We start from the raw sequence: 14,503 nt of genomic DNA on the forward strand, positions 1-14,503 counted from the left end.
GTTCGCAAGCTTGACTCTTATATAAGATATAAGACATTTGACCGTGAAGGGTATTGCGATTAGAATCGCGCCCAAGCGGCGCCCGGAACAGCCTCGGGGTGCCCGAAAAGATTCCCCTGTAACGTCATCTCAGCAGGTCTTCCATGCTTGAAAACTATCGCGCTCACGTGGCCGCTCGCGCCGCGCTCGGTATTCCCCCGTTGCCGCTGACGGCTCAACAGACCGCCGAACTGGTCGAACTGCTGACCAATCCGCCCGCTGGCGAAGAACAGACGCTGGTCGACCTGATCACCCATCGCGTGCCCGCAGGCGTGGATGAAGCCGCTCGCGTGAAGGCCGGCTTCCTGGCCGCCGTGGCCAAGGGCGAGACCGCCTGCGCGCTGATTTCGCGTGCCCACGCCACCGAGCTGCTCGGCACGATGCTCGGCGGCTACAACATCCAGCCGCTGATCGAGCTGCTGTCCGACGCCGACGTCGGCGCGACGGCCGCAGAAGCGCTGAAGAAAACCCTGCTGATGTTCGACCAGTTCCATGACGTGAAGGAACTCGCCGACAAGGGCAACGCGAACGCGCGCGCCGTGCTGCAAAGCTGGGCCGACGCCGAATGGTTCACGAGCCGTCCGGAAGTGCCGGAAAGCCTGACCATCACTGTGTTCAAGGTCACGGGCGAAACCAACACCGACGACCTGTCGCCGGCACCGGACGCCACCACCCGGCCGGACATCCCGATGCACGCACTGGCGATGCTGAAGAACGCGCGCCCTGGCATCACGCCGGAAGAAGACGGCAAGCGCGGCCCGGTCAAGTTCATCGAATCGCTGAAGGAAAAGGGTCACCTGGTCGCCTACGTGGGCGACGTGGTCGGCACCGGCTCCTCGCGCAAGTCGGCCACCAACTCGGTCCTGTGGTTCACGGGTGAAGACATCCCGTTCGTCCCGAACAAGCGCTTTGGCGGCGTGTGCCTCGGCGGCAAGATCGCCCCGATCTTCTACAACACGATGGAAGATGCCGGCGCGCTGCCGATCGAACTCGACGTGTCGCAGATGGAAATGGGCGACGTGGTCGAACTGCGCCCGTACGAAGGCAAGGCACTGAAGGACGGCAAGGTCATCGCCGAATTCCAGGTCAAGTCCGACGTGCTGTTCGACGAAGTGCGCGCCGGCGGCCGCATTCCGTTGATCATCGGCCGCGGCCTGACCGCCAAGGCGCGTGAAGCGCTGGGCCTCGCACCGTCGACGCTGTTCCGCCTGCCGCACCAGCCGGCCGACAGCGGCAAGGGCTTCTCGCTGGCGCAGAAGATGGTCGGTCGCGCATGCGGTCTCCCAGAAGGCCAGGGCATCCGTCCGGGCACGTACTGCGAACCGAAGATGACGTCGGTGGGCTCGCAGGACACCACGGGCCCGATGACCCGCGACGAACTGAAGGACCTGGCGTGCCTCGGCTTCTCGGCCGACCTCGTGATGCAGTCGTTCTGCCACACCGCCGCGTATCCGAAGCCGGTGGACGTGAAGACGCACCAGACGCTGCCGAACTTCATCAGCACGCGTGGCGGCATCGCGCTGCGCCCGGGCGACGGCGTGATCCACTCGTGGCTGAACCGCATGCTGCTGCCCGACACCGTCGGCACCGGCGGCGATTCGCACACGCGCTTCCCGATCGGCATCAGCTTCCCCGCAGGCTCGGGCCTGGTCGCCTTCGCGGCCGCCACCGGCACGATGCCGCTGGACATGCCGGAATCGGTGCTGGTCCGTTTCAAGGGCAAGATGCAGCCGGGCGTCACGCTGCGTGACCTCGTCAATGCGATTCCGCTGTACGCCATCAAGCAAGGCATGCTGACGGTTGCCAAGCAAGGCAAGAAGAACATCTTCTCGGGCCGCATCCTCGAAATCGAAGGCCTGCCTGACCTGAAGGTCGAGCAAGCGTTCGAACTGTCGGACGCCTCTGCCGAGCGTTCGGCTGCCGGTTGCACGGTGCACCTGAACAAGGAACCGATCATTGAATACCTGAACAGCAACATCACGCTGCTCAAGTGGATGATTGCGCAGGGCTACCAGGACGCCCGCAGCCTGCAGCGCCGCATCAAGGCCATGGAGCAGTGGCTGGCCGACCCGCAACTGCTTCAGCCGGATGCCGACGCCGAGTACGCGGCCGTCATCGAGATCGACCTGGCTGACATCCACGAGCCGATCGTCGCTTGCCCGAACGACCCGGACGACGTGAAGACGCTGTCCGACGTCGCCGGCGCGAAGATCGACGAAGTGTTCATCGGCTCGTGCATGACCAACATCGGTCACTTCCGTGCCGCGTCGAAGCTGCTGGAAGGCAAGCGCGACATCCCGGTCAAGCTGTGGGTCGCGCCGCCGACCAAGATGGACCAGAAGCAGCTGACCGAAGAAGGCCATTACGGCGTGTTCGGCACGGCCGGAGCACGTACCGAAATGCCGGGCTGCTCGCTGTGCATGGGCAACCAGGCACAGGTGCGCGAAGGCGCGACGGTCATGTCGACGTCGACCCGTAACTTCCCGAACCGTCTGGGCAAGAACACGAACGTGTATCTGGGCTCGGCCGAACTGGCGGCGATCTGCTCGCGTCTGGGCAAGATCCCGACCAAGGAAGAGTACATGGCCGACATGGGCGTGCTCACCGCCAACGGCGACAAGATCTACCAGTACATGAACTTCGACCAGATCGAAGACTTCAAGGAAGTCGCCGACACCGTGCAGATGTAAATGCGTTGTCGCAGCTGCGTCGGGTCGTTCCTGACGCGCTGATGTGTGATGTGAAAAAGGCGCCGTGGGTTGAATGCCCACGGCGCCTTTTTCTTTTGGATGCGTCGCTGGATTCCGCCGCTCGGCGGCACCCGAAAGGGGAGCAGACTCCCTGAGCCTGCGTGGTGTCAGTGGATGATGATCGACACCGTGGAATACGCCGGCACCGTGATCGTCTCGCTGTACGTGCCGGCCTTCGTGCCGCGCGCCACCGGGAACTGGCCGAAGCCTTGCAGCGTGGCCGGCACGGAGGTCGGCATCGTGCGCTGGCTGCTGTAGCTCGGGCCATTCAGCGCGGGGATCGAGAAGCCGCTGTCCGAGCGCGCCGGATACGCGAAGCCCGACGGGCTGCCCGGCACCGGCAGCAGCGCGACCGCCGTGCCCCAGCGGCCCGTTGCATCGCCCAGGCCCGCACCACCGCCGGCCTGGATGGCGTTGTTCAGGACCGCAGTCGAATCCGTCGACGAGAAGTTCTGCAGCAGATTCGTGTAGTACGCAATGCCGTATTGGCGCAGCAGGAAGCCACCCAGGCTGCCCGAAATCGGATACCCGGGGCACGACGACGACAGCGACGGATCGAACGCCGTCAGCGAGCAGTCGTACGCGCTTTGCAGCCAGGCCGGGAAGCGGCTGTCGCGCACGTTGTTGAAGCTCGGGTCGATCTGGCTGGAGAGGACATCCTCCATCGTCATCGCCGTCATTTCTTCCAGCCACGTGCCGTACATGTACTGCGAGCCGTGCAGTACGCCGCGCTGATAGAAGTTGGCCATGTGCGTGAACTCATGACCGAGCGTCGAGATGACGGTGTTCAACCCGTTGGTGCCGCCCAGGTAGATGGTTTCCGAATCGACATAGAGCGACAGCGACTGGTTCGACAGCGGCTGCGAGCTGGTGGTGAAGTTGTTGCGCGCCCAGAAGTAGCCCACGCGGCCATAGGCCTGGCCATCGGGCTGGATGTTCAGCACCACGATGTCGAGCGCCTGGTTCGGATCGATCAGGCTGGCCGAGCTGGAGTAGCTGCCCCACGGCTGGCCGACCAGCGAAGTGGCCAGCGTATAGACCGACTGCGTGCCCGAAGCAAACTTGGTGATGAGCGTGTTGATGATGCCGTCGCTGATCTTGCTGGAGCCGTATTCGGTGTTTTCCACCCACAGGTTGACGATGCGGCCGTCGGTGGCGGTGGCTTGCTGGCGCAGCGTGGCCGTGCGCACGGTCGCGGTGCCGTCCGGCTGCTGGTGGTTCCACGTGCGCTGTGTGCCGACGCTGGCGACAGACTGCGGGCGCAGCACCGTATCGTTGGAGGCGCCTTGCGTCTTGAGCGGGCCGGCGCCGGTGGCGTAGCCGTCCAGCGCATGGATGTTGAAATCGGAAAGCTGCCGGTCGAACGCCGCGTTCGCGTCATTGCCTGCCACGTCGGCGGCAGTCTTGGGGACCGGCGTGCCGGTGGTGCTGAGCAGCCCCAGGCCCGAGAGGGAGACGGACGGCATCGGCTGCGCCGCCGCGCTCTGGTTGGTGTAGACCAGCGTTACGCTCTGGCCCGTCAGCCCCGCGATCGACACCGGCACCGTGCCGGCCGATCCGCCCGTATTGGTCGCTTGCCACACGCCCACGCCCGAGCCGGCGTAGGTATTGCCCAGCGCGCCGCAGTTCGACCCGCTGCATGCCGATGCCACGGTGATATTGGCGGATGAGCTTTGCGTCGCCGCCGGGGTGGCCCCCGAACCGCCGCCACCGCCGCCACCGCCACATGCGGCCAGGGCGCCTGCTGCTGCCACCATCATCGCGATGGTCCATTGTTTAGTGCCGCGTACGTTGTTGCTGCTGCGTTCCATCCACTTCTCTCCAAATCCGCAAATACCGAATGCCTGCGCGAGCGCGGCTCGTGACCGCCCAGACGCAACACGCGGACGGATTCTCAAGGCGAAGTGGCGGATTCGATCCGTGGAAATGACGGCTTCACAGCCCTCAATTCCCCCCGATGTGGGGGTACGCAAAGTTTGCGTTGTCGAAAAGGTTGAAAAAGTCGTAGCTGCGGGATGTAGAAGCAGAAAACGGACGAGGGCGCCCGAAGCCACTTTGGCGGCGGGGCCGTCCGCTAGAATGGGCCGCCCGCTCATTCACAGCGCCGCATAGGCGCTCCATACGTCACCCGCCGATGCTCGTCGCGCAGCTCAAATCGTTCTTCATGGTCGCCCGCCTGGGCAGCATCACGCTGGCCGCCAAGCAGCTTGGCCTGTCGCAGCCGACCGTGACTTCGCAGATCCGCGCCCTGGAAGAGGCCTACGGCGTCGAGCTGTTTTACAGGGGCGGGCGCCGGCTGGCGCTGTCGGACGCGGGCGTGCGGCTCATGCCGCTGGTGGACCAGCTCGTGCGCCAGGAAACTGAGATCGACTTCTTCCTGCGCAACTCCGGCGACATGGGTTCGGGCCACCTGCGCATCGGTGCCACGGCGCCGTATTACGTGCTGGACATCGTGGATCGCTTCTGCAAGAGCCATCCCGGCATCGACGTCAGCATCGAAGCCGGCAACTCGGTGCAGATGCTCGAGGCGCTGCAGGAGTACCGGGTGGACGTGGCGTCGTCGTCGCAGCGCGTGGACGACGCGCGCTTTCTGCGCATTGAACTGGCGCGCGATCCGCTGGTGCTGGTGGTGCATCGCAACCACGCGCTGGCCGACCGGACGAGCGTGCCTGTGAGCGTGCTGTCGCAATGCCGGCTGCTGGTGCGCGAAGTCGGGTCGACCACCCGCGCCATGACCGAAACGATGATGGCCCAGGCAGGCGTCACGCCGGCTTCCACGGTGGAGATCGGCAGCCGGGAATCCATCCGCGAGGCCATCACGCGCAACCTGGGCGTGAGCGTCATCGCCCGCCAGGAAGTACCAAGCCACGCCGATCTGCGTGTGCTGCCGTTCGAAGGCGGCGCGCCGGAGCTGAGCGAATACCTGTACTGCCTGCAGGATCGGCGCGATGCGCGCTTGATTGCCGCCTTCCTGAGCGAAGTCCGGCCCGTCGCGTCATAGACCGAACCAAAATCCGGAAATGCGCGCATTGGCGTTTTTGGGGTAACTGCCACAAGGGGTACATGTCGGCTGGCTACAGTGGCGACCGTTTTTGCCACTGTCTGCGCCCCCGTGCCCCTACCTCAGCCTGTTACCAATCCCGCCTCGGGTTCCGCCGCGCCGTTCCTGTCCGTGCGACACGTCTCGCGCCGCTTTGGCGCGTTCACGGCGCTCGATGGTGTATCGCTGGATGTCGCGCAGGGCGAATTCGTCTGCCTGCTGGGCCCCTCGGGCTGCGGCAAGACGACCTTGCTGCGCATCATTGCCGGGCTGGAGGCGCACGACGGCGGCCAGATCGTCGCCGGTGGCCGCGATATTTCCAACCTGCCGCCGCGCGAGCGTGACTACGGCATCGTCTTCCAGTCGTACGCGCTGTTCCCCAACCTGAACGTTGCGCAGAACGTCGGTTACGGGCTGGATGCCAGCAACGGCAACCGTGCCCGCTTGCAGACGCGGGTCTCGGAGATGCTGGCCCTGGTCGGGCTGGCCGGCAGCGAGGCGAAATACCCGTCGCAGCTGTCGGGAGGCCAGCAGCAGCGCGTGGCACTGGCCCGCGCGCTGGCGCCCGCGCCGTCGCTGTTGCTGCTGGACGAGCCGATGTCGGCGCTGGACGCGCAGGTGCGCGAACACCTGCGTATCGAGCTGCGACGCCTGCAACGCAAGCTGAACGTCACTACGCTGATGGTCACGCACGACCAGGACGAGGCCATGGCGATGGCCGACCGCATCGCGGTCATGTCCAACGGCCGCATCGAGCAGACCGGCTCGCCGGCGGAGATCTATTCGCGGCCCGCGACCGGGTTTGTCGCCGGGTTTGTCGGCCAGGCCAACTGGCTGCCGCTGGAGCGCGCCGAAGACGGCACGCCCACGCTGGCCGGTCAACCGCTGCTGCTCGATCCCGCTTTCGCAGACAGTGCTTCGACGCCAGGCCGGCTCTTCTGCCGCCCCGAGGCCGTCACGCTGCATCCCGACGACGACGCCCCCAACCGCCACCTGGCCCGCGTGGTCGACCAGATCTACCTGGGCAGCCGCACGCGCGTGACGCTGTCGATCGATGGCCTGGCCGATACACCGCTGGTGGCCGAAGTGGCATCGAGCGCGCTGCAAGCCGGCCGCAGCGGCCTGGGCGACAGCAAGCTGTGGATTGCGCTGGAGCGCGACGGCCTGCGCGTGTATGCCTGAGGCCACGATGTCAATGCTGCCTCCCGAGACCAACGTGGTTGCGGCCACGCAATCCGAACCGGTTCGCGCTGCGAGCCGGCCATTCTGGCGTACCGATGCGCCGGTGCTGACCGGCATGAAGCTCGGCTGGTTGCTGTTGCTGACCCTCGGCCTGCTGCTGCCCACCGCGATGATGCTCTTGCAGGCCACGGGCCTCGTTGCCAGTGCCCGGAGCACGGACGAGCATGGCTTCGCGCTGGTCGCGCACGTTGTGCAGGGGCCGAATTTCCTGGCCATGGTGGGGCGTACGCTGGCCGTATCGAGCGCCGTGGCCGCGATTGTGGTGCCGCTGGCGTTTGCCCTTGCCTATGCGGTGCAACGCACGCGCATGCCGTTGCGCGGCACGATGCGCACGCTGGCCATGCTGCCGCTGTTTGCGCCGTCGCTGCTGCCGGGCATTGCGCTCGTCTACCTGTTCGGCAACCAAGGCCTGTTCAAGGCGTGGATGAACGGCGGCAACATCTACGGCTTCTGGGGCATCGTGCTGGGCGAGGTGTTCTACACCTTCCCGTATGCACTGATGCTGCTGCTGGCGACGCTTACGCTGGCAGACGGTCGTTTGTATGACGCCGCACGTGCCATGGGCGCAAGCCCTTGGCGCACGTTCCGCACGGTCACGCTGCCCGGCGCGCGCTACGGCTTGTTCGGTGCCTTTGCGCTGGTCTTCACGCTGGTCGCGACCGACTTTGGCGTGCCGACCGTGGTAGGTGGCAGCTACCAGGTGCTGGCCGTGGAGGCCTACAAGGCGGTGGTGGGGCAGCAGCAGTTTGCGCGCGGCGCCGTCATCGGCTTGATGTTGCTGCTGCCTGCGCTGCTGACCTTTGCGGTAGAGCGCCTCGTGCAGCGTCGCCAGCACGCCGCGCTGGCCAGCCGCGCACAACCCTATCACCCGCAGCCGGATCGCCTGCGTGACGGGCTTTTCCTGTTGCTGAGCGCGTTGGTGGTTGGCGGGATTCTGCTGATGCTGGCCACCGCCGTAGGCGCGTCGCTGGTGAAACTCTGGCCGTACAACCTCGAGCTGTCGCTGCGCAACTACGACTTCGACAACATGGACGGCGGCGGCTGGCTCGCGTATCGCAACAGCCTGAAGCTGGCCGCGCTCACCACCGTGTTCGGGACTGCGCTGATCTTTACCGGCGCCTGGCTGGTCGAAAAAACGCGCGCCGCAGGGTGGCTGCAATCGTGGCTGCATTCGGCCATCCGCTTTGCAGTGCTGTTGCCGATGGCGGTGCCCGGCCTCGTGCTGGGTCTGGGCTACGTGTTCTTCTTCAACCATCCGGCCAATCCGCTCAACGGCCTGTATGGCGGCATGGCGCTGATGGTGCTCTGCACGATCATGCACTGCGCCACGGCAGCGCACCTCACGTCGGTGGCCTCGCTCGGGCAGCTCGATCCGGTGTTCGAGGCGGTGTCGGCCTCGCTCAAGGTGTCGGCGCTGCGCACGTACTGGCGCGTAACGCTGCCGATGTGCCTGCCCGCCGTCCTGTCTTGCGCGCGCTACTTGTTCGTGTCGGCCATGACGACCGTGTCGGCGGTGATCTTCCTCTACAGCCCGGACACCGTGTTGGCGTCCGTGGCCGTGTTGAACATGGACGACGCCGGCGACATCGGCCCCGCTGCGGCCATGTCCACGCTCATTCTCGTCACGTCGATCGTCGTATCGCTGCTGCTGGAGCTGGCTATGCGCGGCATCGTGCGCCGCACGCAGGCGTGGCGCACGGCGGCGCATTGAATTCGCAGTCCGTCATTCGTAGTCCGTCATTGCAACAGCAGAAAGGAAGCAAGAACATGGGTGATTCCTCCCCAATCACGGCGCGCCAGGCGGGCGCAGACCGCCTCAATCCCGGCAGCACGCCGTTGCGGCTGGAAGCTGCGGTGCTCGACTGGGCCGGCACCGTGGTCGACTTTGGCTCGTTTGCGCCCACGCAGATCTTCGTGGAAGCGTTCGCGGAATTTGGCGTCGCCATCACGCTGGACGAAGCGCGCGGCCCGATGGGCCTGGGCAAGTGGGACCACATCCGCACGCTGTGCAACGACGGCGCGATTGCCGCGCGCTTCTCGCTCGCGCACGGTCGCATGCCCACCGATGACGATGTCACCGCCATCTACAACCGCTTCATGCCGCTGCAGATCGAAAAGGTCGCCGCGCATTCCGCACTGATTCCGGGCGCGCTGGACACCGTCGCCGCACTGCGCGAAGCGGGTTTGAAGATCGGTACGTGCTCGGGTTACCCGCGCGTGGTGATGGACCGCGTGGTCGATCTGGCTGCCAAGGCCGGCTACACGCCCGACTGCGTGGTCGCTTGCGACGAAGTGCCCCGCGCCCGCCCGTGGCCCGCGCAGGCCCTGCGTTGCGTGGTCGATCTTGCGATTGGCGATGTGGCTGCCTGCGTAAAGGTCGACGACACCGTGCCCGGCATCGAAGAAGGCCGCCGCGCCGGCATGTGGACTGTTGCGCTGCTGATGTCGGGCAACGCGCTGGGCCTGCCGTACGCGGAATACGCCGCGCTGTCTGCGGATGAGCGCGCGCGGCATCGCGTTGCCATCTCGGCCGGCTTTGCCGCCTGCCGCCCGCACTACGAGATCGACACGATTGCCGATCTGCCTGAAGTCGTGGCCGATATCAACCGCCGCCTCGCGCGCGGTGAGCGCCCGCAGTGCATCTGAGTTTGCTGTTCTGTTTGTTGTCTTTTCCGCTGCATCACACCATACCGAGGAAACCATGACCGCACGTCTTTCCCTGCTGGCCGCTGCAATCACGTCGGCAACGATGGCGTTTGCCACGTCGGCGTTCGCCAAGACCACGCTGACCGTGTACACGGCGCTGGAAGCCGACCAAGTGAAGGCGTATCAGGATGCCTTCGAGAAGGCCAATCCGGACATCGAAATCAAATGGGTGCGCGACTCCACCGGCGTCGTCACCGCCAAGCTGCTGGCCGAGAAGAACAACCCGCGCGCCGACGTGGTGTGGGGTCTGGCTGCATCGAGCCTGGCCATCCTGGACAAGGAAGGCATGCTGACGCCGTACGCGCCGGCCGATCTGGCGAAGATCGGTGCAACGTACCGCGACAAGGCCAACCCGCCGGCCTGGGTCGGCATGGACGCCTGGGGCGCCGCCATCTGCTTCAACACCGTCGAAGCACAGAAGCAGAACCTGCCGAAGCCGACGTCGTGGGCCGACCTGACGAAGCCCGTCTATGCCGGCAAGATCGTCATGCCGAACCCGGCGTCGTCCGGCACGGGCTACCTCGACGTGAGCGCCTGGCTGCAGACGATGGGCGAGCAGAAGGGCTGGGCCTACATGGACGCGCTGCACCAGAACATCGGCCAGTACACGCACTCGGGTTCGAAGCCCTGCAAGATGGCGGCGTCGGGTGAATTCCCGATCGGTATCGCGTTCGAATACCGCGCGGTGAAGTCGAAGAAGGAAGGCGCCCCGATCGATATCGTGCTGCCGTCGGAAGGCCTGGGCTGGGACGTCGAAGCGACCGGCATCATGAAGGGTACCAAGAACCTGGAAGCGGCCAAGAAGCTGGCTGACTTCTCGGCAAGCCCCGCTGCCATGGCGCTGTACGAGAAGAACTTTGCCGTGGTGGCCACGCCGGGCTTCTCCAAGCCGGATCCGCTGCTGCCGGCCGACTACGAAAAGCGCCTGATCAAGAATGACTTCACGTGGGCCAGCGCCAACCGTGACCGCATCCTCGCCGAGTGGACGAAGCGCTACGACGGCAAGTCGGAAAAGAAGTAAGCGATGCAAGCTCCCGTGACTCTTGGGAGCCTGGATGCCAGCACCGACGTCGCCATCGTCGGGGCTGGCATTCTGGGCTTGGCGCACGCGGCCGCCGCCGTCAAACGTGGCCTGCGCGTGACGGTGTTCGAGCGCAGCGACATTGCCGTCGGCGCGTCCATCCGCAATTTTGGGCAGATGCTGGTGACTGGCCAGCCGCCCGGCATCATGCTGGACCTTGCGCGCGAAAGCCGCGCGCTCTATCTCGACTGGTCCGACAAGGCCGGCATCTTTGCGCGCGCCAACGGTGCATTGCTGTTTGCCCGCAATGCCACAGAAGAAGCCGTGCTCGATGAGTTCATGGCAACGCGCGCACCGGCCTTCGGCTACAACGTCAAGCTGTTGCGCAGCGCAGACCTGGCAAATCTCTACGATGGCCGTTTCCTGCGCCACCGCGCGGCGCTCCAGGGCTTTGACGATCTGCAGCTCTATTCGCGGGAAGCGATTCCGGCGTTGGCCTCGTGGCTGGCCACACAAGGCGTGCGTTTCCATTTCGGTACGCTCGTGCGCCATGTGGAAGGCGGCCGCCTGGAGACCACCGCCGGCGTGTGCAACGCCCAGCGCGTCGTCGTCTGCAGCGGTCACGATTACCAGACGCTGTGCGCTGACCACCTTCGGGTTCTGCAACCGCAGGTGTGCCGCCTGCAGATGCTGCGCGTCACGCCCGAAGACGGCTTCCGCCTGGAGCACGCCGTGCTGACCGGCCTGTCATGCACACACTACGGTGCATTTGCGGACTTGCCGACCGCCCGCGCGCTGGCCATGCAGATCGAGCACCAGCGCCCCGAGCTGGCGCGTCACGGCATCCACTTGCTGGTGAGCCCGACGCCGTATGGCGACTGGATCGTTGGCGATTCGCACGACTACGGCCAGGACGCCCGCCCGTTCAATGCCGAGTCGGTCGACAACATCATGCTGGATCTAGCCCGCGACACCTTCGGCAGCAAGCTGCGCGTGGTGGAGCGTTGGCAGGGCGTTTACGGCGCCAAGTGCCATGTGCCTGGCAGCGGCGCATTTTCCATCACCCGCGTCGACGACCGCACCACGGTCGCGCTGATGCACAGCGGCATTGGCATGAGCGTCGGACCGGCGCTGGCGCATCGGCATATGGATGCGCTCGTCGACGGCACCGCGCTGCCGCAGTGGACGCCGCCGGCAAGCACGCCCGCAACAATGGCTGCCTGACGGAGCGTCGTTCAGTGCAGGAACGCCCGCACGGTTCACCCGCGCGGGCGTTTTTGTTTTCATGCAGCAAAGAGTTCGACGATCGGCCAGCCGCGCGATTCGGCCACGGCACGCAAGGTGCTGTCGGGGCTCACGGCCACCGGGTGTGAAACCGCTTCGAGCAACGGCAGGTCGTTGCGGGAATCGCTGTAGAACACGGTGCGCGAGAAGTCCGTCATGCGCTGGCCGCGCTGCGCAAGCCACTCCGTCACGCGCACGATCTTGCCGGCGCCAAACGTGGTCGTGCCGAGCGGGTTGCCCGTGAAGGCGCCATCGCTGTGGCCGTTGACGGTCTCGCCCTCCACCGCCAGCAGATGCGGCACGTTGAATGCCGCCGCGATCGGCTCGGTCAGGTAGCGGTGCGTGGCGGTGACGATGCAGCACAGGTCGCCGGCGCGCAGGTGTGTGTCGACCAGTTGCCGCGCGCGCGGCAGCATGGCCGGCGTGATGATGTCGCGCAGGAACGTGGCACGCCAGGCGTCGAGCCGCGTGCGCGGATGCTGGGCGAGCAGGCCGAGCGAGAAGCGTGCGTGTCGTGCAAAGTCCAGCGTGCCGTCGCGGTATTCCCGCATCCACCGTTCGTTGGCCTGCTCGAAGACGCGTCGGTCCACCGCGCCCTGGGCGACCAGAAAGCGGCCCCATTCGTATTCGCTGTCAATGGGCAGCAGGGTGTGGTCCAGGTCGAACAGGGCAAGCGATTGCATACAGCAGGCGGGCAGGGGCGGTTGAAAAACCGCGAGGTTACGTCCCTAGCGCGTCGCGGCTGTGTCCATCGCCATAACTTTGGCGATGAACGCATCGGCCTTTTTACTGGGTGCCTGCGCAAGCTGGGGGTTCAGGCAGTCGAGGAACGCCCGCACCAGCCGTGCATCCTTGCGCTCCTTCAGGAAGTACAGGTATTCGTGGATGATCGGCGCGTTGTCGGCAAACGGCAGCACGCGCACGTCGGGCCGGCGCGGTGCTTCACGCGCGGGCACGATGCTGCAGCCCAGCCCCAGGCTGATCGCCTCGTAAATGGCTTCGCGGCTGCCGATGATGCTCGTGCTGGCGGGCTCGATGCCGGCCGCAGCGAACGCGTCTTCGGTAACGCGGCGCGTGACGGAACCCGGCTCGCGCATCAGCAGCTGGCAGCCGGTAATGTCGCCCAGCGTAATGCTCGGGCGCCGACCGAGCGCGTGGTCCAACGGCACGACCAGCACCATCGTGTCCTCAGCCAGCGTGATGCGATGCAGGCGTTCGTCATCCACCGCGTGAGACGACACCGCCAGGTCGATGCGCACCTCCGAAAGCGCCTCCAGCATCTGCTGCGAGTTGCCGAATTCGATGGTGATTTCGATGGTCGGATGGCGCGTGCGAAACGCCGCCACGCTGGGCAGGATGTAGTAAGGGCCCGTGGCGCCCACGCGCAGGTTGCCCGTGCGCAGATCGCCGGCATTGCGCAGGAGAAAATCGACGTCGCCTTCCTGCTGGGCGAGGCGTTCGACGATGGGCATGAGGCTCACACCCAGATCGGACAGGTCCAGCCGGCTGCCGCGGCGATGGAACAGCTCCACGCCGTACATCTCTTCGAGCTGGCGGATGCGCCCGGTCACGGTGGGCTGCGACAGGCGCAGGCGCTTGGCGGCGGACGTGACGCTGCCCTGGCGCGCTACCTCGAAGAACGACATCAATAGATCGCCCAGCATGGTTGTGTTTCCCTGATGTGTCTTTTTTTGATCGTCAGGCCGCCCAGTCTAGGCAGCGTTTGTGACGCTACATGCGGTGAAACCTTACGGTCAGCCATGGACAGATGCGCGGGCGGGCGGCCACTGGCGCGTGCAAGTCGGCGTGGCCTGGGCGGCATCGAAAAGGCGGTGCCCGCGAGGACGGCACGGGCGCACATCGTGCTACCGTGTTGGCCTATGCGCGGAACAGAGGAGAGGCCATGCCGGTGCTGAAGGTCGATGTCGTCACGGCAGAAGAACGGCTGTACGAAGGCAACGCCAAGTTCGTGGTGATCCCCGGCACCGAGGGTGAACTGGGCATCCTGCCCGGCCATGAGCGTCTGCTCACGCGCTTGCGCCCCGGCACTGTGCGCGTCACGCAGGAAAACGATGAAGAGGTGATCCTGTTTGTGGCCGGTGGCTTTGTCGACGTGCAACCCGAACAGGTGATCGTCCTGGCGGACACCGCTGTCCGCGCCCACGACCTGGACGAGGCCAAAGCGGAGCAGGCCCGCAAGGCGGCAGAAGAGCACATGCAAAACAGCAGCAGCAAATTCGACTACGCCCGCGCCCAGGCCGAACTGGCGGAAGCCGTTGCGCAGCTGGCCGCCATCGAACGTTTGCGCAAGCGCCGCCGCTGAATTTGCCATCACATCCGCGCTAGAGCGTCGTCCCGTCCTCGGAGGGGTAAAGAACCGCGCCGCGCCTCCGTTTTAAAGCAGAACTATCGAATTCCCGC

General features: G+C 65.6%; 11 protein-coding genes. 8 read left to right on the plus strand and 3 right to left on the minus strand.

What is annotated here, in order from left to right; all coding sequences use genetic code 11:
* The first annotated feature begins 143 nt into the window (after window positions 1–143).
* Window positions 144–2,729, plus strand: coding sequence for a bifunctional aconitate hydratase 2/2-methylisocitrate dehydratase (acnB, locus tag N511_RS0108385; protein ID WP_027678880.1), 2,586 nt, complete (start codon window positions 144–146; stop codon window positions 2,727–2,729).
* Between the two features lie 167 nt (window positions 2,730–2,896).
* Here the strand turns inward: acnB and N511_RS0108390 are convergent, their stop codons facing one another.
* Window positions 2,897–4,600: a M30 family zinc metallopeptidase gene (locus N511_RS0108390; protein ID WP_027678881.1), complete on the minus strand. Its 1,704-nt coding sequence runs from the start codon at window positions 4,598–4,600 to the stop codon at window positions 2,897–2,899.
* 323 nt (window positions 4,601–4,923) lie between these two features.
* Here N511_RS0108390 and N511_RS0108395 point away from each other — a divergent pair, with 323 nt between their 5' ends.
* From N511_RS0108395 to N511_RS0108420, 6 genes are all read left to right on the plus strand, one after another.
* Window positions 4,924–5,790, plus strand: a complete 867-nt coding sequence (locus tag N511_RS0108395; protein ID WP_027678882.1) for a LysR family transcriptional regulator — start codon at window positions 4,924–4,926, stop codon at window positions 5,788–5,790.
* Window positions 5,791–5,901: 111 nt separating this feature from the next.
* Window positions 5,902–7,011 carry a putative 2-aminoethylphosphonate ABC transporter ATP-binding protein gene (locus N511_RS0108400; protein ID WP_231479598.1) on the plus strand — a complete coding sequence of 370 codons (1,110 nt, stop codon included), beginning with the start codon at window positions 5,902–5,904 and terminating at the stop codon, window positions 7,009–7,011.
* 7 nt (window positions 7,012–7,018) lie between these two features.
* The gene (locus N511_RS0108405) at window positions 7,019–8,782 is read left to right on the plus strand and encodes a putative 2-aminoethylphosphonate ABC transporter permease subunit (protein WP_027678884.1); all 1,764 of its coding nucleotides are present in this window, start codon (window positions 7,019–7,021) and stop codon (window positions 8,780–8,782) included.
* A gap of 56 nt (window positions 8,783–8,838) precedes the next feature.
* Complete coding sequence (phnX, locus tag N511_RS0108410) at window positions 8,839–9,717, plus strand: phosphonoacetaldehyde hydrolase (RefSeq protein ID WP_037026553.1); 879 nt, start codon at window positions 8,839–8,841, stop codon at window positions 9,715–9,717.
* 55 nt (window positions 9,718–9,772) lie between these two features.
* Window positions 9,773–10,798, plus strand: coding sequence for a putative 2-aminoethylphosphonate ABC transporter substrate-binding protein (locus N511_RS0108415; RefSeq protein ID WP_027678886.1), 1,026 nt, complete (start codon window positions 9,773–9,775; stop codon window positions 10,796–10,798).
* A 3-nt stretch (window positions 10,799–10,801) separates the two neighbouring features.
* Window positions 10,802–12,022, plus strand: a complete 1,221-nt coding sequence (locus tag N511_RS0108420; RefSeq protein ID WP_037026555.1) for a TIGR03364 family FAD-dependent oxidoreductase — start codon at window positions 10,802–10,804, stop codon at window positions 12,020–12,022.
* A 59-nt stretch (window positions 12,023–12,081) separates the two neighbouring features.
* Here N511_RS0108420 and N511_RS0108425 read toward each other — a convergent pair whose 3' ends face one another.
* Together N511_RS0108425 and N511_RS0108430 are read right to left on the minus strand one after the other, a co-directional pair.
* Complete coding sequence (locus N511_RS0108425; protein WP_027678888.1) at window positions 12,082–12,765, minus strand: HAD family hydrolase; 684 nt, start codon at window positions 12,763–12,765, stop codon at window positions 12,082–12,084.
* A gap of 45 nt (window positions 12,766–12,810) precedes the next feature.
* Window positions 12,811–13,746, minus strand: a complete 936-nt coding sequence (locus N511_RS0108430) for a LysR substrate-binding domain-containing protein (RefSeq protein ID WP_027678889.1) — start codon at window positions 13,744–13,746, stop codon at window positions 12,811–12,813.
* A 239-nt stretch (window positions 13,747–13,985) separates the two neighbouring features.
* Here N511_RS0108430 and N511_RS0108435 point away from each other — a divergent pair, with 239 nt between their 5' ends.
* A complete protein-coding gene (locus tag N511_RS0108435; protein WP_027678890.1) occupies window positions 13,986–14,405 on the plus strand; it encodes a F0F1 ATP synthase subunit epsilon in 420 nt (139 codons plus the stop codon).
* Window positions 14,406–14,503: the final 98 nt, after the last annotated feature.

The organism is Ralstonia sp. UNC404CL21Col (assembly GCF_000620465.1).
In the GTDB taxonomy this organism is placed as follows: Bacteria; Pseudomonadota; Gammaproteobacteria; order Burkholderiales; family Burkholderiaceae; genus Ralstonia; species Ralstonia flatus.

Bases quoted from the DNA above. Each gene is read 5' to 3' on its own strand.
- N511_RS0108430 (WP_027678889.1), bottom strand. From the start codon at position 13,746: ATGCTGGGCGATCTATTGATGTCGTTCTTCGAGGTAGCGCGCCAGGGC.
- N511_RS0108420 (WP_037026555.1), top strand. From the start codon at position 10,802: ATGCAAGCTCCCGTGACTCTTGGGAGCCTGGATGCCAGCACCGACGTC.
- N511_RS0108415 (WP_027678886.1), top strand. From the start codon at position 9,773: ATGACCGCACGTCTTTCCCTGCTGGCCGCTGCAATCACGTCGGCAACG.
- N511_RS0108395 (WP_027678882.1), top strand. From the start codon at position 4,924: ATGCTCGTCGCGCAGCTCAAATCGTTCTTCATGGTCGCCCGCCTGGGC.
- acnB (WP_027678880.1), top strand. From the start codon at position 144: ATGCTTGAAAACTATCGCGCTCACGTGGCCGCTCGCGCCGCGCTCGGT.
- phnX (WP_037026553.1), top strand. From the start codon at position 8,839: ATGGGTGATTCCTCCCCAATCACGGCGCGCCAGGCGGGCGCAGACCGC.
- N511_RS0108425 (WP_027678888.1), bottom strand. From the start codon at position 12,765: ATGCAATCGCTTGCCCTGTTCGACCTGGACCACACCCTGCTGCCCATT.
- N511_RS0108390 (WP_027678881.1), bottom strand. From the start codon at position 4,600: ATGGAACGCAGCAGCAACAACGTACGCGGCACTAAACAATGGACCATC.
- N511_RS0108405 (WP_027678884.1), top strand. From the start codon at position 7,019: ATGTCAATGCTGCCTCCCGAGACCAACGTGGTTGCGGCCACGCAATCC.
- N511_RS0108435 (WP_027678890.1), top strand. From the start codon at position 13,986: ATGCCGGTGCTGAAGGTCGATGTCGTCACGGCAGAAGAACGGCTGTAC.